Here is a 17,839-nt window from a genome sequence, read left to right as displayed (position 1 = left end):
CCTTCGGTTTTACTTCAACAGGTTTTCAATTGCCGCATCCAGGAATCTTACTTTAGACCAAGCCGTTCCACCTTGTGCCAACGGATCAATTGCATTTACAAACACATGATTATTTTTGACAGCAGTTACGCTTTTGAAGATCGGATTCTTGAGCAAATCATCAAGTGCTGTTGCATTATCAGTATTCTCACTAGTCTCAAACTGCAAGAAAATATAGTCCGGATTAATATCCGCCAAAGCTTCTAATGAAAGCTCTGCTTGTGCTTCTGTAGAGGAGATCACCTCAGGAATGGCAGCACCCAGATCTTCATAAATAACCGGATTCAAATAAACGCCAGCAGGATACACACACATACTGCCCTGACGAATGCGAATGACTAGAATGGATTGATCTTTCAGCTTTTCTCCAATTTCAGCCTTTGCACCCGCAGCTTTAGATTCATAATCACTAATAATTTTTTCTGCATCTGTGGTCTTACCGGATAATTGGCCTAATAAGAGCAAGTTATCTTTCCAGTTTGTTGAAATATGTGAATAAGGAATCATCGTTTGAATTTTATTAAGTGCGCCGGCCACATCTTCCCCAAACTTGGAAGACCCTAAGATAACATCTGGATCCAGTTGCAGAATCGCTTCATTACTTGGAGCAAATTTATCCCCCACTAAGGATGCACCCGCTAGGTCAGTTGACAGATAACCTGGAATGGCATCAGCTATTGCAAGTACACCTACAGGTTTCACTCCCAGTATGGCAGCATCTTCCATAGATTCGAGACTTGCTGCTACAATATTATTAATCTCTGCAGGCACGACATAATCCTTGCCCAAATATGTAACGGTTTGTTCAGTGGCAACAGCCTCCTGAGCCGCATTTCCTTTGTTATTTGCAGTTCCTTCTGTTGCTACTGCAGCATTATTTGTGCTTTTTTCTGAAGCTGTCTTATCCTTTTCATTGTTACCGCAAGCTGCCAAACTCAAAGCTAAAACTGCTGATACCCCAGCTAATAAATATTTTTTCTGATTCATAATCAATCTCCCCATCTATATTTTATTTATCATTCTTCAAACTAAAGTAATGATAATGAGAATCGTTATCATATTAAATCATATGAGAATAATTATCAATACTTTTCTTTGATTATATGAAATCTTGTAATTTAACAGTTGCGTTGAATGATTAGTGAACATGCAGAAGAACCCGCACCAACTGCGGGTTCTTCTGCACTATAAATATGAGTCCATTTTTTTTAATCAGCGTTATAAAACTCAGATAAGTCACGGAACAACAATCCGCACGCCTCTAGTCTATTAAGTTCCTCATCCACATCAGTGAGCAAATTGCTTTCTCTCTCATGGGCTGTATTGATTAGCCACGGTTGTCCCTGTTTTAGAAAACAAAGATCATCAGGCAGCCTGGTCTGTACCCACGAGTACAAGCTGGTGGAATAGGATAAAAGAATATTGACCGCTTCAGGTGAACAATCAAAAAAATAAACATCTGCATAATGCCCCATAAGCCGAGTCCCCGGCCAATAGTCATCTTTTATGACCTTTTTGAGAAAAGGTTCCAGCTGTTCAAGCAGTTCATATCCTTCTGGCTCCAACTCCATCTGATCACGTTTTACTAGAATAAATTCATCACATACTTCCATAGCTACCTGTACCAGCGTCTTGTAGGTCTGACCCGTTGGTTCCTGCAAAATAGTATGAATAATAATGCACCCCCTCTACTTATTTGTATTATTCAAATATTCTTTATGCATCCTACCCCAGCCACACATGCTATCCAAAACTGTAATTAGGGATTTGCCATGTTCTGAAATACTATATTCCACCCTGAGTGGAAGCTCATGATAACTCACCCGGTCGATAAGCTGATCCTCTTCAAGCTCCCGTAATTGTTTAGCTAACGTACCTTGGGAGACATCTGGGATAATCCGTCTAAGTTCACCAAATCGTTTTGTGCCATCTATCAATAAAATAAATAAAATGAGCGGCTTCCACTTTCCACCGATCTTTTCAAGTGTTGTAAGAACCCCGGTTAATCTCGGCTCCAGCAAATCCATGCGATCCCCTCTTTCGATAGTTATATAACTGTATGTTCGAACCAGCTAGTACGAAAAATCGTACCTAGTACGAGAAAAGTGCGTACTGTGCAGGTTATATTTTATAGCTAATAATAAAAAACAGAACTTAATAAGTCCAATTAACTATGAACGGAGAAGATAAATATGTCCACTATTTCATTAAAAAACCAGCGCATCGTCATTATCGGAGGAAGCTCCGGAATAGGGCTTGCGACTGCCAAACAAGCGGTTGAACAAGGCGCAGCTGTCATAATCGCTGGGCGTTCACAAGATAAATTAGAGAAAGCTCAACACCTTCTGGGATTCGATTCTGTTGAAATTCATTCACTAGATAATCAAAATGAACAGGACTTGAAGGATTTCTTTGAAAAAATCGGCGTTTTTGACCATTTGTTCACTCCGGGAGCCTCCTATGTTAGAGGACCGATTACTTCTAGCTTGGAGATTGCACACAGTTGCTTTAATGCAAAGTTCTGGCCGCAATATAATGCTGTAAAGCATGCCGTCCCTTTTATCAACCCAACAGGCTCCATTGTTCTTATGTCCGGCGCATTCAGCCAACGTCCACTTGCAGACGGTGCCTCCTATGCAGCTTGTAACGGCGCGATTGAAAGTCTGGGAAAAGCATTAGCAGTAGAATTGGCTCCGATTCGGGTAAATGTCATCTCCCCTGGAACCATTCATACCAACTTTAATTGGGAAGGCGCAGAACAGGAAACTAGAGACAAGGCTTACGACAAATATACGAATATCAATATCCTTGGCAGGGTGGGTCATGCCGACGAAGCAGCACATACAACGATTTATTTGATGACCAATAGCTATACAACAGGAAGTACTTTATTTCCGGATGGGGGATATATTTTGCGATAAAAAACAGCTGAGTCAATAAGTTGGAACCGCTACTTATTGACTCAGCTTCTTTTAGTTGAAAGAATCAGGGAGAAATTCCCTGATTATCAGCCAGAGAATCATTTCCCCTTAGTTACGATCATAGTAAATTCAAAAAAGGAGCATAATCTCAGTTGAATTTTAATTTCTATGACTACTTCGTATTAAAGATTATACTTATGGAATCCTCCTGAATCTCCTTAATTGTATATATACCGATTTTTTCAGCAGCGCTCACTAACGCTGAGATATACTCAGGAGTTGAATTTAATTTCCGAGCAGAAAGCTTCAGGTTAATGGAGAACTCATCCCCATGCTCGTCAACATCAAGAGATTTCACATAAACTTTAAATACCTTTACATAATGCTCATAGTTAACCAAATGCTCTTCAGTAACACCTTGAAATGAAACATTTACTTTCAAGGATTCCGGCTTCAGGAAGCTCACCTTACCTGCCTTGTCTACCTGCCCTACTTCAGGATTCAACACTTGATATTCAACTCCGTCAAGGATTGTAAAATCCATCCCATTATCCATAGTGACTAGTAAATTAAGACGTATATCGATAGCTTCTGGTCCGATTAATGTCAGATAGTCACTTACTTCATGCTTGATCGTTTGTCCAGCCTCTTTCCCGGCGAACATAATCAATGGACTATGTACACGTCTATTCCATGACTTCTCTTCATGTGTACCCAAAGGGTCCATCTGAAAGAATAGATCCTTCCCTAATACAAATCCCTTCGACTTTAGTACAGTCACAAGCGGATCAATTGGCATTCCTTCGGTTACGCCCATGTCGAGCCAAATCTTCAATGCAGGCTTCCCGGACTCTTTCGCCAACTCATCCAATAGACGTCCATTGCTTACCCAAGTGGCAGGGGATAAAGCCCCTATCGCTGAGAAGGTCTCCGGGTGCTGATACCCCATCCATAAAGCCTGAATAGCACCGAATGACGATCCCATTATCATCCGGTGATCCCGATCGGGAATGGTCCGGTAAGCACCATCAACATAGGGAATAACTGTATTGATAAAATATTGGGTAAATTCGGCTGCACTCGCTCCATCCGAAGGAATAGACTCATCCGGAAATGGAACATACTCCATTCCCCGTTCTGATCCATCACTTGAAGCGACTCCTATCACGATAACCTTCTCCATGGTTCCATCAGCAACGAGCTGATCAATAATCTCCTCAACTCTCCATTCTTTGCCTAAAGAGCTGGTATTTGTATTGAAAATATTCTGCCCATCGTGCATATACACAACAGGATAACGCTCACTGTCAGCTTCATAACCTGCAGGTAAATAAACAAATATTCTCCGCTCACCTATATTTTCTATGTGCACAGTACCTTTTGCCGCCCCCACATTGGTTGGGTTCTCCGATGCATTAGAAGTATTGCTTATCGTTGGATTGGGGGTTGGTGATGTAGCAACTTTTTCATTTACATTTTCGTAACTGGAACATCCCGAAAGCGCTAACAAAACTAATACTGCAAACCCCAAAAAGCTCCATCTAAATAATCCATTTGAATGCATAGAACCCCTCCTGATTTTTTGTTCAAACGTTTTCACAACTCTTATTATACAGGATTTATATGGGATTATGAACATTTTTTCACAAGTTGGGGCAATGTGTAAAAGCGCTCAAGTTTAATTGTTCATACAACTATAATCCAATAGAACGCTCGATCACTGGATATAAGTGTATTTCATGCAGCTATTTTCTGAAATTACTCCCTTATAAGTGGATTCTCTAGTTTTTAGTTGTATAAAGTGCAGTTAAAGTCAGAAGTATTCTTTTAGCACTCGAAATAACTGCACAAAGTACAGCTATTTCGCACATTCCATCAACATCCATCACCAGTAACCGACACTAAAAAAAATCAATGAAGCAATCAGGCAGCCTCCACTAGCTCATCATTTGCAAAAGCAAACCTCCCCGCAGACCAAAAACACCAGACAGTGATTCTCCACGAACTGAAGGATCATTGTCTGGTGTTTTATTCAGATTCAGTAAGGGTTGTTTGGAGACAATCTCTTCTTTTCAATTAGTACTGTTGTCTTTCCTCGTAGGATACGAACAGCATTCTACGTTGCACATCCATAAGCATACGAATTACCCAACTTGCTAACAAGGCAACAACAAATCCAGCTACTACATAGGAGATATATTGTTGGGATAATGTCCAGTCGATCTGGAACAAAGCAAACACACTATTCTCTAAAATGTTCAAATCCATGGTTTGCAAGAAAATCTGGTGCAGCACAGGTAGTGTAATCAGGCCCAATGCAGCCGCTACTACAGTTACTGTTATTGAAAAGAAAATAATGCTGGATACGAATCGACCCATAATCAGCATGACGTTACGGGCAAACTTCGCTCCATGAAAACCTAACTTCATTCGTTGCAGGAAGCCCGCTCCCTCTAGCTGCATATCCGATCTGGCCTCTTCACTAGGTCTAGGAATATCTAACAATGATCTGACCAGCTCTTGCTCAAATTGTACGATGTAATCCAATCCCTTAGCTACTGCAAAAAACAAAGGAATTCCGATGAATATTGGGGTTAACGCAATGGATAACGTCAGCCCTGTCACCATAAACACGAAATATACAATCGTAAGCGGTAAAGAGATTAAGAAGTATAAAATACTCCGATATGTCTTTGGACTTGCTCCACGTTTGCGCGTTTTAGATTGGGGTTGTGATTCTGCTGGAATATGCATGGAATCAAGAGCTCCCATCTGCATAGTGTATAACTTATCATTCATTTCTATTGTCCTTCCTCTCACGTTTTTCAATTAATCTCATTATACGTGGGAAAAAGAAGGCTCAAAACAGTCTTGGGGCTGGAGTCATACCAGACTAAAGGCTAGGATTTGTTGCTTCGAAGCGCATAATTAACCAGATTTATGATTTTGCTAGGCTACAACCCCAACTTATTTCCCTTTTCCAGCCGTACAATCTGCTGTTCGCCATTATCTGCCAGCTCTCTGAACTGATTAATGGTTTCACGCATTTTGGGGAGAGCTTCCTGCTTATAAGTACTGATGGAATCGAGAGCGGATAGCACATCTGTAAAAGCTTGCTTTAATGTATCCACTGAAATACTTGATTCTAACGACTGTTTATGGATTTCCGCCCCTTGGTTTTTCAACATTTTTGAGGTACCGCTGATCAGGCTATCGGTGGTTTGATTTAAAAGTTCGATCTTTTTCAAAACAATTCGTTGATTATACAGCGCACTAGCTACCGTAACCGATATTTTCAAGGCAGACACGGTAACATTTCTAGCTCTGTCCACCCCTCTGATCAGCTCTTTATTATTTCGAATAACCACTTCTATGGCCATAATTCCTTGTTGATTCACTACAAGCATCTGTTGCAAATCCATGACACGCTGCCGCAACGGAAAAAGCACCTCTTCTGTAATGAACCGAACTTTCTCCTCATCCTCATCACGCAGCTTAGCGGCTTCCAGTTGCGTCTCTATTTCCTGATCCATCAGCATGCCGAGCTGAATTTCTTTTTGCAGCTTTTTTGTAAGTTCCCGAAGTGCCTGTTGCTCAAATTCCAGCGTAGTATTGTCGTTCTTCAAAACGGTCTTTCCCTTGTCTAAAGAAATTATAATATCTGAAATGACAGCATCCGCCTTTTGATATTTAGCAAAATAACTACGTAATGGATTAAAGAACTTCCCAAGAAAACCCGTCTTGGCAAAATCTACTGCACTGGGATCCAAATCCTTCAGCTGGAGATTAAGCTCCGTCAAACCTTTTGCTACTTGGCCGCCTTCATCCCCTGTCTTTGATAAATTCCCCACTGAAACCTGCAACAGGGAGTTTTTGTCCGAAGAGGATCTCATCGTTTCCATACCGAAGCTATCAATGGATTGCAGCACCGCTTTCCGCTTATCCAGTGACTCTAAATTAAGATCCAGAATGGCGGAGACATTGTTTACTGCCAGTGTTTTCAGTTGTGATACTTCCTCAGGCTCAGGTTTGACCTGCTCTTCAATTACTGATTTCAGCTTTTCCTGACTTACGACTTCCATAGTAAACGACATAGAACCCCTCCTATAAAAAATAGCTTACATTTGAACATTGAGCAGGTTGCCAATTTTATAGACTACATCATCTGTATCTGCATTGATGTTGGCCGCTTCATTTATACTCGAAATACTCTCAAGCGCCTTAATATTCGCATTGTAGCCAATCGTGTAAATCGGGATTTTGTAGGTCTCAATAAGACCTCTGATATCATTCAAGGAATGCCCTTCATTGGTCTCTCCATCACTTAATACAAAGATTAACGGCTTCAAATCCGGATTTAGCTGTAATTCCGTTTGAAGCATATGGATGGCTACCGCGATCCCGTCAAAAGTAGCCGTCCCCCCATTTGCTTGAAGACTATCAATCGCACCAACAAACATGGACTGCTGGTTCGTGTCATATTTTCCAATCGGAAGATTGATTGTAACGTTATCAGAGTAAGAGACAAAACCAATGCTGTTATCCTTGCCCAAGTACTTCTGGCCTGTTAATAAAGATTGCTTTAAGCGGTTCAAGGGTTCCCCGTTCATACTTCCTGAGACATCTGCCACAAATACTGCGGCGATAGGTTTATTGCCATTTTTCTTCTCTTTCCACAGCTTCTGAGCTGAGGATATGAGACTGCCATCCACTGTACTAAGCTCTGATTGGTAATCATTAAGACCATTGAAGCCTTTTTTCTCACCCAGCTCCTGGTATTTATCCTGTTCAACAAACTCAGCAAACTTCTTAATAATATCGAGTTTTTCCTGAGGAAGATCACCTAAAGCATAAAGCGGGCTGTCATGTCTTACACCAAAAGGAGTGAATACATACCCCCCTTTCAAATCTGTTGCATTCAAAAAGATCTGGTATTCTAAGACAAAAGCATCAAGCTTACCGGTTTTTGCAGCCTCTCGCATCTGTAAAGTGGTTGAGGCAATAAAGGGAACATTTGCTTGGAATTTCTCAAAGCCCTGCACCGCTTGCTCACCAAGTAAGTCTGAACCGCCAAACGTCCCAAGCGCTGTTACCAGAAAGTTTAAACCCGTAGAACTGGCAAAAGGGTCGGTATAGCCCATTGATAATTCATTATTTGCTATGGCATCTGTAACCGTCTTGACGTTTAAAGAACCGTATTTCTCTATTAGTTCATCATATTTCGCCTTACTGGTAACAATACCAGCTACATTACCTACAAGACGTTTAGTGATTAGCTGAGTGTTCATCCCGTTTGCTTTTACCATTTCGCCCCACAGCTCATTTGAAGGGGTAAAGGCATCTGGCACATACTTCCCAGATCTTATGTAATCTGTCGCTGTACCTGAAGCAATATTACGGATTTTCACAGAAACATGACTCCCGTTCACCTCAATATTAGAGTTGTTAAAATCTGTAGCAACTTCATTTAGCCAACCATCATTACCCGTTCCTGATTTCTCTGTAGAAGAAAATATCTCTACAAAGCTATCTGTTGTATTGTCTACGGATACAGGAAACTTTGAGATATCTGGTAGTGAATCCCCAATCGCGACAGGATCCAGATCAATCTGGCCTTTGATTTGCTCAGCAGTGGTCACGTTTATGTTCTTATATAGCTTCTCAAGCTGCTTCCCCGCATCTTCGGAAGAAATCTGGGTTTTGGTTTTTCCTATATTAGAAGTCAAGGTGATTCCAAAATACACGAGAGCAAAAACTACCACCGTAATGGTCCCTAAAACTGCTACTGTTTTTCCTTTATTAGCCATACACATCTCCCCTTCATTGCTTATAGAATTTCGTCTGCTTGATCAGCTCATCGATTTCCTTCATACAAGGCATCTCTTCAACATCTGTATAATCTGTACTGTCAAGTAGCGATATTTCCAGCAGCAGCTTATCCAGCTTCAGCAGAATCTCTTCATTTGCCCCAAGATACCCTGTTACGTAGGCTAAATATTCATTGTACAAAGCTGTCTTTTTTTGCACCAGTTTATCTGAGAACTGCGAGGGTCTATGCTGGCTGGAGAAAAGGGTGAACTCTGAGGCATCAAATACACTGAGTTTATTCAGAATCCCTCGAATGTTCAGGTAAAAAAGCTTTGCTACTTCATAACTGACTGCATTAAATTTTTTGAAGCTAAGTTCAGTGGATTCGAATCTCTGACCTAAAACATCTAACAAGGTACTTCTCTTCTTTTCCATCCGGGATATCTGATCTAGAGCAAGCGCAATGTCTTTTTTCAGCACTTTGACATTTTTGTATTGAGTAAGCGCGGCTATATAATCCTCATAAGATTTCAGTGTTTTCACAGCAGGGATAGATGAAGGTTTAAACAATAAAATATAACTTCCGTAAAGAACAACAAGTAGACTAACAAACAACAATGTCACACCTAAAGCTATTTCAAATACACTGGTTCCTCCGATTTCCACCCCTAATAAACCTGGTGACAACACGATAATGTTCAGTAGTACCACACCGAGAATAAGTCCCAACAGCTTTATGGCTCTAACCCCGTTCATCACAACCACCTCCTGCATCCCAGTCACTTCTATTGTATGGAGCAATTTCTGTTATTACGTCTCTTCATTTGCTATATGCTAAAAAAATAAGGAATTAATCAACAAAAAAACCTTAACAGGCAATAAGCCCATTAAGGTTAACGATCCCTATTTTATACCCACGCATCATTTGAATACCCGCGTTGCTCCCAATATCCCGTATGATCGCCTTCGATCAGCTCAATCCGGTTCAGCCACTTCACAGACTTGTATGCGAACATCTTCGGAACGATTAACCGTACAGGACCGCCGAGATCGCTAGGAATCGGCTTTCCATCATGCATTACCGCGACCAGCACATCATCCATGTCGGCTTGTTCCAATGTGAGCGTATCCGTGTATACACCATCACCCGAATAGAATTTCACAGTCTTAGCTGTGGGCTTCACACCGGCCTGACTCAAAAGATCTTTTAGCTTGATTCCTTCCCAGGTATTCTTATAGACTGACCAGCCTGTCACACAGTGAAAATCACTCACCTGAACGGTCCGCTTCAGCTTTACGAACTGTTCCCAGTTCCACTTGAAATTCTGCTCCACAAGCCCATCTATCGTAAAAGACCAATTGTTGTTCGTAAACTCTGGAATCGGAGTGACTGTGTAAACACGGAATTGTCCTTGCGCCCCTCCTCCGAGAGGGGGTGAGGATGCCGCCAGTGGCTGGGGTGCAGGCAACAACTGATTACGATCACTTTCGATCAGCTTATCAATTGTTTCGCTGCCTCCGATATTTCCAATTGAACTGCCGAGCCATTTTATAAACGATGGACCTATAGTGACCGCAAGCCCAACACCAATCGATCCGCGTATGAAAGCTCTACGTGTATAAACCGGCTGCGGGGTTTCCCGATGATTCGAAGGGCTGCCTGTCTCAATGCCACTTTTCACTATCCGCCGGCTCGGTTCTTTAAGCCATTTTACCCGAGTCAAAGAATGATAAATAATATAAGGAAGGCCTATCCAGGTCAATAAGTCATGGACGATCAGAGCAACGTTCGATACATGTGGACCCACCACGCGGAATTGCCAGAGTAGTACTCCTGAAACGAACCAGCCGAGCAGCAATGAAAGTACAACGATTACATTAAAACGTTGCCAAGGCCGCTCCTTCAGTTGTTTCCAATGTTTCCCTGCCAGCAGCAAATAATAAATAACCGGAATGATCGAAGCGACACCGACCACGATATGAAGCCCTTTGATCCATACTCTGCCTTCCCCTAAGAAGCCACGCCAGAAGCCACCTACAAGTACAAGTCCTGTGAGTGTGAGCAACACAACCAGCCAGCCATTCCAGGTATGAAGCGCCCGAAGCTTTTTCCCGTATCCCTTGCGCAGCCGAGCCAGTAAAGGATTCATTACCTTTCCTCCTCTTCACTAGGTATGCTCTAATAGCTCTTTCCTGATTCTACTCTAATAATGTTAGAAAAGACTTTGAAGCAGCTGTAAGAGGAACTCCACGCAGGGTAGCAATTCCTATGTTACGTTCTGGCAAAGGTGGGTCCAGAGGAATCTCGACAAGCTCACCTTTCTTCAATTCTTCGGTTACGTAATCACGAATAACAAAAGCAAGGCCAAAACCACGTTTCGCAAACTGAACAAGCAAATCCACACTTCCCAGTTCAAATTCAGGTGTAATCGTCAGATGATTAGAAGCTAAAAACTGATCCATATACTTTCTGGTGCTGCCACCCGCTTCTAAGCATAACAACGGATACTGCTGAATGTCTGCAAGCGGCATGGTCTTGTCCGCCAAATGACGAAAACCTTTGCCCCCTACCAGGCAATCTTGAAGCTGAGTACTTTTGCGAAAATCAATCTGTTTATCAGATGTCGGCAAGCTGACGATACCAAAATCAATTTTCCCTTCTTTTAAAAGCGTAAGTGTTTCTGGTGTCGTACGATTCGTAATATGAATGCGGATATTGGGAAATTGTTCATGAAATTGCTCCAAAAAAGGTAACAGATAATATTTGCATAAGGTGTCACTTGCTCCGATATGAATCTCGCCGCTGTTCAGATTGTTCATATCTGCGATCGCTCTTTCGCCCATGTCTACATGATGAAAGGCTTGCTCAATAAAGCTTAGCAGTACTTTTCCTTCTGTTGTTAAATCGACCCCGCGAGAAGTGCGAAAAAATAACGGGCCGCCCATTTTTTCTTCCAATTGTTTAATCGTGTGACTTACTGCCGGTTGTGTAATATTGAGTCGTTCTGCCGCAGCAGTTAAACTCCCAGTATTCGCTACCCAATAAAAAGAGCGATACCACTCCAAATTAATGTCCATCCCCACGTCATTACTCCACCTTATAATAGATATAACTTATATCAATTTTTCTAATGATTTAACTAGCATTATACTTAGTCCTGTAGCCAAAAACAAGCTTGGGAGGCGAAAACGCGTGACCGTAATTGCAATTGTAGGAGCAAACTGGGGCGACGAAGGAAAAGGAAAAATGACGGATGTGCTAGCTGCACAATCTTCCTTTGTCGTTCGTTTTCAAGGTGGTAGTAATGCTGGGCATACCATCATAAACCAATATGGAAAATTTTCATTGCATATGCTGCCATCTGGGGTATTTTATCCTTCCGTTACAAACATTATTGGACCCGGAACAGCACTTGATACAGAAGTCTTAATAAAAGAATTGAAAGCTTTAACGGATAGAGGTGTGCCAAAGCCTAGATTATTCGTATCCGAACGGGCGCAAATCGTGCTTCCAATCCATCGTTTGTTTGATGAACTAGAAGAGGAACGTCTGGGATCTCAAGGATTCGGTTCAACAAAACGGGGAATTGCACCATTTTACGCAGATAAATATGCAAAGCTAGGCATACAGGTAGCGGATTTATTTGATACCGCCCGACTTGAGAAACGTCTTGAACAATTACTCGCTTCCAAAAATATTTTACTTGAGCATTTATATAAGAAAGCGCCGATCCAAATCTCGGAATTAATGATTCAGCTGCAAGAAGAAGCTGTACAGCTAGCGCCTTATGTAGCCAATACAACAGACTTGCTACAAGAGGCTTATGCTAAGGGAGAGACTATCTTACTTGAAGGTCAGCTTGGGGCTCTGCGTGATCCTGATCACGGTATTTATCCTTACTCCACCTCCTCTTCAACACTTGCCGGGTTTGCACCTGTCGGTGCCGGTCTTCCTGCAGCAGCTATCACGAATGTCATCGCTGTAACCAAGGCCTATTCCAGTTGTGTCGGCGCTGGACCTTTTGTTACAGAATTAGAAGGGCCCGTTGCGGATGAACTTCGTACAAGAGGTGGCGATGCCGGGGAATTCGGGGCTACGACTGGCCGTCCTAGACGTATGGGCTGGTTTGATGCTGTAGCTACTCGTTACGGTTGCCAAATGCAGGGTGCCACTGAAGTCGTGTTGACTAATCTTGACGTGCTTGGTTATTTGGAAGAGATTCCAGTTTGTGTGGCTTATGAGCTTGAAAATGGAGAGATCACCGACAAGTTCCCGGCTACGAATAAACTGAACTCTGCAAAACCGATATTCACGCATTTATCTGGCTGGAACTGCGATATCTCTCAGATCACCGACTTCGAAGATCTGCCAGAACAAGCTAAGCTTTACATTGATTTTATTGAAACCTCTATTGGCACGCGTATTACTACGATTTCCGTGGGTCCTAGACGCGAACAGGTCATTAATCGGATAACGAAATAATCATATACGTACTAAATCTCTGTAAAATTTAAAAGAAGCGCCTCTCTTATTAGAGAAGTGCTTCTTTGTTTTATTCATGAGAAGGGCTGCCTCATACGTAGAAAAATCCACTTTTGAGACAGCCTCTTTTTGTGTACTCTTTTTAAATCAACACGGCATCCACTTTCGTCTGCGGAGCCTTGTCACAGCGTTTACAGACCTTAACGACTGCTCCATCCGTTTTTTTCTTGGGATAAAGCAGCTTAATACGGGTGTTCTGACAGATTGGACAAGTCCCCCTGCCCCTTGATGGTAAATTCCAAAGTGCATGTCCACGTTTTGACTTTGCCATGAATAAACCCCTCATTTCGGCCAACAATAGTCAACACTTTAATTCTGAAAGTGCTTCTCCAAAATGATATGTCGCAAAGACAGGCTCTATGACTAAAGTAACGCAGAAGTTAGGAAGAATTAATTCGTATAAATCATGGAGACAACACCGTTCGTAAAGGTAACATAGTTATAATTACCATACTGCCAGGTCTCCACTTGAATGCCACTACCTGATAATGTGGATTTACTTATAGGCTTACCCCAACTAAACTCCACTTGCTGCTTGGTCATCCCAGTAGCAACTATGCTCTTTTTAATCTTACTCCAAATCGCATCCGACCACTTATAGGTCTTAAATGGATCCGTTGTTAAGAAATATTCTTTATTTCCTAATGTACGGATCAACTCATCCCCCGACATTGTATAAGAGTTAAGAATTTGCCCCGTTGATAAAACCTTAAATGAAATGGCGAATTCACCTTCATAATCAGGTAAAATATCTACAATAGTGACTTTTTGGAACTTATAATCGGAGTCGAATTGATTGAGCCAATATGTTTTTCCAATGAACTTAACGAGGTTTCCTTGTTCTTCCTTCTTAAAAATCTGCGCGGTTTGTTTCGTATAGGCGAACAACTCTGCTTTGCCGAAGTAGATCTCCATCGTCTGATAATTTCCATCCCAAATTAACTCTGCTGACAGTGCAGTTTTTAAAAGCGTGGCAGGAAAAACTGTAGATCCGTCGATCTTTTGCACGTTACCACTCATTTTGACCTTCGCACCATTCACCATTGCAATATCGCTTCCGAGTTGAAGCTGTATTGGTAAATCTCCTAGGCGAATGCTAAAGATTTTAGTTGCTGTATTAACTTGGACTGTTGCTCCCAACGTTTGAAAAACCGATTGAACCGGCAAATACATTGTTCCATTAACAAATGCACCTTGATCAATATCATGGTCCGCACTGATCGAAACTTTTATTGTTTTGGAATCTGATCCTGAAATGACCGTTACGTTCGTTTCTCCTACCGCTAAGGCTTTCATTGTGCCATCGGCTTGCTTTTGCAGCAAATAAGGTTTTTCAATTACGACATTTGCTTGAGCTAACGGAACGCGTTCAGATATGCCATCGGCATCTTTAGCATAGATTTGTACCGGAACATTGTCCCCAACAGTGATTTCGGTCGCATCCATCTGAAAAATCAAATCTTCAACCTGCGGATTGCCTTCATTGTATGATGACGAAACTGAACGGGCACTCCGTAAAATACTACCTTGATCGTAATCGACGTTACGCGTATCTGCCGCCTTCACTGTATGTATTGGACCCAACATAGATACTGCTAACGCTGCAGTGATGCTCCATTTAATAGCTTTCATTTCCCTTACATCCCCCTCTAAATATATAAACCTTAATTACTGTATCACAATTCCACAATTTTACTAGAGAAAAATTTACAGAAATTTTTTTTTGTATTTCTAGTGAATTTACTCCGTGATAATTACAGAGTCTTCCATTATAATCATGGATTAGGAGGTATTAACTCATGGAAATAATAGCCGACAGATTGATATTAAGAGATTATACAAGCGATGATTTTTCTTTTTATGAAGAACTGGAACTTAATCCTTTGTCTCACAAATATGAAAACACCGCACCAGATGCAAAACAAATTAAAGAGAACTTCCTTTCGATTCTGACTCAGACTACCAGCGATCCGCGTGAGCATTATGATCTAGCAGTATGTACAAAGCAAAATAGAACCCCCATAGGCAACGTAAGTATAAAGTTAAATTGGGAAGAGATCAGAGAGTGGGAGATTGGCTGGGTCCTACTGCCGGAATACTGGAAAATGGGCTATGCGACAGAAGCCGTCAAAACACTGATAGGCTACGCCTTTAGCTCTCTTAATGCCCATAGAGTCGTTGCCTATGCCAATGCAGAGAATCTTCAATCTGAAAAAGTTATGATTAGAGCAGGAATGATTAGGGATGGAATCCTCAGAGAGACTAGATTTTGCAATCAACAATGGTGTGACGAACTCATTTACTCTGCTTTGGAAAAGGAGGCTACATTAAATTGACAACAATCAAAGTTTTAAATGAAGGTTATGTAAGATTAGTAGATCATATGGGCTCAGATTTAACGGTTGCTAACGCTGCGCGTGTTTCTTATGCAAAACAATCTTTTGAGCTTAGTGATCGGGATATTAAACTAATAAAATTCCTTGCCCGTGAAGGACATACCTCTCCTTTCCGCCATGCCATCACTCAATTTGAGGTTTATGCCCCATTAATGGTTGCGAGACAGTGGTGGAAATACGTAGTCGGTTCTGCCCATTACGAAGGTACTGGAGATAGCTTGGAAGCCTGGAACGAATCCAGCCGAAGATACATAACAGAAGAACCCGTTTTTTATCAACCTGCTGCGGGAGAATGGAGATCCAAACCAGAGAATTCCAAACAAGGCAGTGGTGACACCATTGCATGGGAGCTTGGTGAAAAATACACCCGTGAGCTTCAAGAATACACCGAGTTAGGATTATCTAAGTATGAAGCAGCTTTAGCAGATGGTATATGTGCTGAACAAGCAAGACTGTTTCTACCTGCTTATGGATTATTCGTTCGTTGGTACTGGACAGCTTCAGTTCAATCTGTAGCCCATTTTTTAAATCAAAGACTGGAGCATGACGCTCAGAAAGAAATTCAGGAGTATGCAAAAGCAATTTTATCGCTAATTGAGCCACTATTCCCTGTCTCTTTTGATCAGCTGCTGACAACCGGCTCTGTAGATTAATTTATTTCCTAATATAAAAAAGAGCCGCCAAACCCTTGGCGGCTTTTCCCTTTTTACACTACCAACCCTCGTATAACTTCAAACTCGTCCCTACTGACTTCAACGAACCCGAGTGATGTATATAAATTCGTAGCACGTTCGTTTTCGATCCGATGGCCAATAACGATTTTGTCACAATGATGTTCTGCTTTAATATAACGAATTAAGGTATCCATACCCGTTCTGCCTAAACCCCTGTTCTGATATTTCTGGTCAATCATAAAAGCCATAATCCAATAACTTCCATCCTCAGGATCTACGCTATACACAGAGAAACCTACCAATTCTTCATCTGCGTATAAAGCGAGCGGGGTCATACCACAATAAGCTGCTTCTGCTAACCAATAGACCACCGGTACAGGAAAAATAGCCTTTTGCTCATCCGATACTTCTAATTGAGTACAAGCGTACCAGTTTTTTTCAGTGATATCCTTCAGCACTATATGTGCTTGAAAGCCGGTTCGTAATCGGTCACAAACTCTTTCTAATTTCTGTTTAAGCTGTTTCGCCCAATCCGGGAAAATAGAATCATCCGTATTCTCCATACACCGAAGTAATCTAGCAAAACTGTATAAGTCTGCAAATCTTTGAAATTCAGGTATCAACTTCATATACTCATCATCTAGCTGCTTAAGCGATCTATATCCATTAATAAAATGGTCAATGTTTCTTCTACTCTCATTATCATCCGATTCCGTCAGGTCTCTTAACGCCGATGTAATATCCATCGCAAACCAGTGATACATAGAGTCATCAAAATCGATGGCACTGTAGCGGGATTCTTCTTGCATATAAAAGATATTATCCATCTCAAAATCATAATGTACGAGCCCAGTATGCCCTACTCCAAAAGGAAGCTCTGATAGCCAAGCTTCAATCCGCTCATATTCCTTAAGCGCCTTATGCTCCTCAGGATGCCTGCTCAATACGGAATAAATAAAATTCAATGAATCGACCCAGCTTTTGCGATAAGGTGTGCTCGGTGCATAGGTTTCCGAAAAATTATGCAGACGTGCAAGCGATTGTCCCCATTGATAAAAATGAGGTTCCTTCATCTCATCAAGTGAAACATATTCACCCTGGGCCTGTTCAAAAACTACCCCGTGGTATCGCCCGTGATCCGTTAACAACGTTTCAATCCAATTACCAGACTTAGAACGCACAGGAGCGACGGTCTCATAACCTTGCTCTAATAAATACATCATAAAATCCAGCTCTGCCTGGATATTGTCTGGAGAATTATCCTCTTCATGAGTAAACCTTAAATAAAAGCGGTTACCATTCCACTGAAAGGTATAAATAAAATTGCTGCTGGCCCTTACCATCTTTAAAGTTCCAGGCTCATGATTCCAATACTTAATCATCTCTTTAGCAGGAAGATCGTTCTCCGTTCCCCGCACCATGTTCATTAAAGTCATCATTGTCCGATAGTGCCTCCTG

Annotated in this window: 17 protein-coding genes; 4 read left to right on the top strand and 13 right to left on the bottom strand. The window is 41.6% G+C overall.

Features of this window, described 5'->3' with window-relative positions; all coding sequences use genetic code 11:
* Positions 1-9: 9 nt before the first annotated feature.
* The 3 genes from MHH50_RS13090 to MHH50_RS13080 form a co-directional block, all read right to left on the bottom strand.
* Positions 10-1,026 carry an ABC transporter substrate-binding protein gene (locus tag MHH50_RS13090; protein WP_076280775.1) on the bottom strand — a complete coding sequence of 339 codons (1,017 nt, stop codon included), beginning with the start codon at positions 1,024-1,026 and terminating at the stop codon, positions 10-12.
* A 221-nt stretch (positions 1,027-1,247) separates the two neighbouring features.
* The gene (locus tag MHH50_RS13085) at positions 1,248-1,700 is read right to left on the bottom strand and encodes a hypothetical protein (protein WP_081392446.1); all 453 of its coding nucleotides are present in this window, start codon (positions 1,698-1,700) and stop codon (positions 1,248-1,250) included.
* Between the two features lie 27 nt (positions 1,701-1,727).
* Positions 1,728-2,066, bottom strand: a complete 339-nt coding sequence (locus tag MHH50_RS13080) for a winged helix-turn-helix transcriptional regulator (protein ID WP_036686390.1) — start codon at positions 2,064-2,066, stop codon at positions 1,728-1,730.
* A gap of 165 nt (positions 2,067-2,231) precedes the next feature.
* Between MHH50_RS13080 and MHH50_RS13075 the strand changes: the two genes are divergently transcribed.
* On the top strand, positions 2,232-2,960 hold the full coding sequence (locus MHH50_RS13075; RefSeq protein ID WP_339190758.1) for an SDR family oxidoreductase: 729 nt from the start codon (positions 2,232-2,234) through the stop codon (positions 2,958-2,960).
* A 172-nt stretch (positions 2,961-3,132) separates the two neighbouring features.
* Here MHH50_RS13075 and MHH50_RS13070 read toward each other — a convergent pair whose 3' ends face one another.
* The 7 genes from MHH50_RS13070 to MHH50_RS13040 form a co-directional block, all read right to left on the bottom strand.
* Positions 3,133-4,524, bottom strand: a complete 1,392-nt coding sequence (locus tag MHH50_RS13070; RefSeq protein ID WP_340034415.1) for an alpha/beta hydrolase-fold protein — start codon at positions 4,522-4,524, stop codon at positions 3,133-3,135.
* A gap of 512 nt (positions 4,525-5,036) precedes the next feature.
* The gene (locus tag MHH50_RS13065) at positions 5,037-5,759 is read right to left on the bottom strand and encodes a sensor domain-containing protein (protein WP_340034414.1); all 723 of its coding nucleotides are present in this window, start codon (positions 5,757-5,759) and stop codon (positions 5,037-5,039) included.
* A 155-nt stretch (positions 5,760-5,914) separates the two neighbouring features.
* On the bottom strand, positions 5,915-7,054 hold the full coding sequence (locus tag MHH50_RS13060; RefSeq protein ID WP_076279087.1) for a toxic anion resistance protein: 1,140 nt from the start codon (positions 7,052-7,054) through the stop codon (positions 5,915-5,917).
* A gap of 24 nt (positions 7,055-7,078) precedes the next feature.
* The gene (locus tag MHH50_RS13055; RefSeq protein ID WP_076279088.1) at positions 7,079-8,767 is read right to left on the bottom strand and encodes a VWA domain-containing protein; all 1,689 of its coding nucleotides are present in this window, start codon (positions 8,765-8,767) and stop codon (positions 7,079-7,081) included.
* 13 nt (positions 8,768-8,780) lie between these two features.
* Positions 8,781-9,524: a hypothetical protein gene (locus MHH50_RS13050; RefSeq protein ID WP_076217794.1), complete on the bottom strand. Its 744-nt coding sequence runs from the start codon at positions 9,522-9,524 to the stop codon at positions 8,781-8,783.
* Positions 9,525-9,676: 152 nt separating this feature from the next.
* Complete coding sequence (locus MHH50_RS13045) at positions 9,677-10,918, bottom strand: molybdopterin-dependent oxidoreductase (RefSeq protein ID WP_339190749.1); 1,242 nt, start codon at positions 10,916-10,918, stop codon at positions 9,677-9,679.
* A gap of 49 nt (positions 10,919-10,967) precedes the next feature.
* Complete coding sequence (locus tag MHH50_RS13040; protein WP_036686616.1) at positions 10,968-11,846, bottom strand: LysR family transcriptional regulator; 879 nt, start codon at positions 11,844-11,846, stop codon at positions 10,968-10,970.
* A 115-nt stretch (positions 11,847-11,961) separates the two neighbouring features.
* On the opposite strand from MHH50_RS13040, the gene MHH50_RS13035 reads away from it, so the two are divergent.
* Positions 11,962-13,251: an adenylosuccinate synthase gene (locus tag MHH50_RS13035; RefSeq protein ID WP_339190747.1), complete on the top strand. Its 1,290-nt coding sequence runs from the start codon at positions 11,962-11,964 to the stop codon at positions 13,249-13,251.
* Positions 13,252-13,393: 142 nt separating this feature from the next.
* Here MHH50_RS13035 and MHH50_RS13030 read toward each other — a convergent pair whose 3' ends face one another.
* A complete protein-coding gene (locus MHH50_RS13030; protein WP_036686376.1) occupies positions 13,394-13,582 on the bottom strand; it encodes a hypothetical protein in 189 nt (62 codons plus the stop codon).
* A gap of 119 nt (positions 13,583-13,701) precedes the next feature.
* Entirely contained in the window at positions 13,702-14,943 is a 1,242-nt protein-coding gene (locus MHH50_RS13025; protein ID WP_340034413.1) for a stalk domain-containing protein, read from the bottom strand.
* 167 nt (positions 14,944-15,110) lie between these two features.
* Here MHH50_RS13025 and MHH50_RS13020 point away from each other — a divergent pair, with 167 nt between their 5' ends.
* Positions 15,111-15,647 carry a GNAT family protein gene (locus MHH50_RS13020; protein ID WP_076275817.1) on the top strand — a complete coding sequence of 179 codons (537 nt, stop codon included), beginning with the start codon at positions 15,111-15,113 and terminating at the stop codon, positions 15,645-15,647.
* Positions 15,644-16,360 (top strand): FAD-dependent thymidylate synthase, encoded by a 717-nt coding sequence (gene thyX, locus MHH50_RS13015; protein WP_340034412.1) that lies wholly within the window; start codon positions 15,644-15,646, stop codon positions 16,358-16,360. Before MHH50_RS13020 ends, thyX begins: the two co-directional genes overlap by 4 nt.
* Positions 16,361-16,413: 53 nt before the next feature.
* On the opposite strand, the gene MHH50_RS13010 is transcribed toward thyX, so the two are convergent.
* Positions 16,414-17,820 carry a GNAT family N-acetyltransferase gene (locus MHH50_RS13010; RefSeq protein ID WP_340034410.1) on the bottom strand — a complete coding sequence of 469 codons (1,407 nt, stop codon included), beginning with the start codon at positions 17,818-17,820 and terminating at the stop codon, positions 16,414-16,416.
* Positions 17,821-17,839: the final 19 nt, after the last annotated feature.

This window comes from Paenibacillus sp. FSL H3-0302 (genome assembly GCF_037982245.1).
Lineage (GTDB): Bacteria > Bacillota > Bacilli > Paenibacillales > Paenibacillaceae > Paenibacillus_AQ > Paenibacillus_AQ odorifer.
The sequence above is the reverse complement of the archived record's forward strand: the minus strand, read 5'-3'. Positions and strand labels throughout refer to the sequence as shown.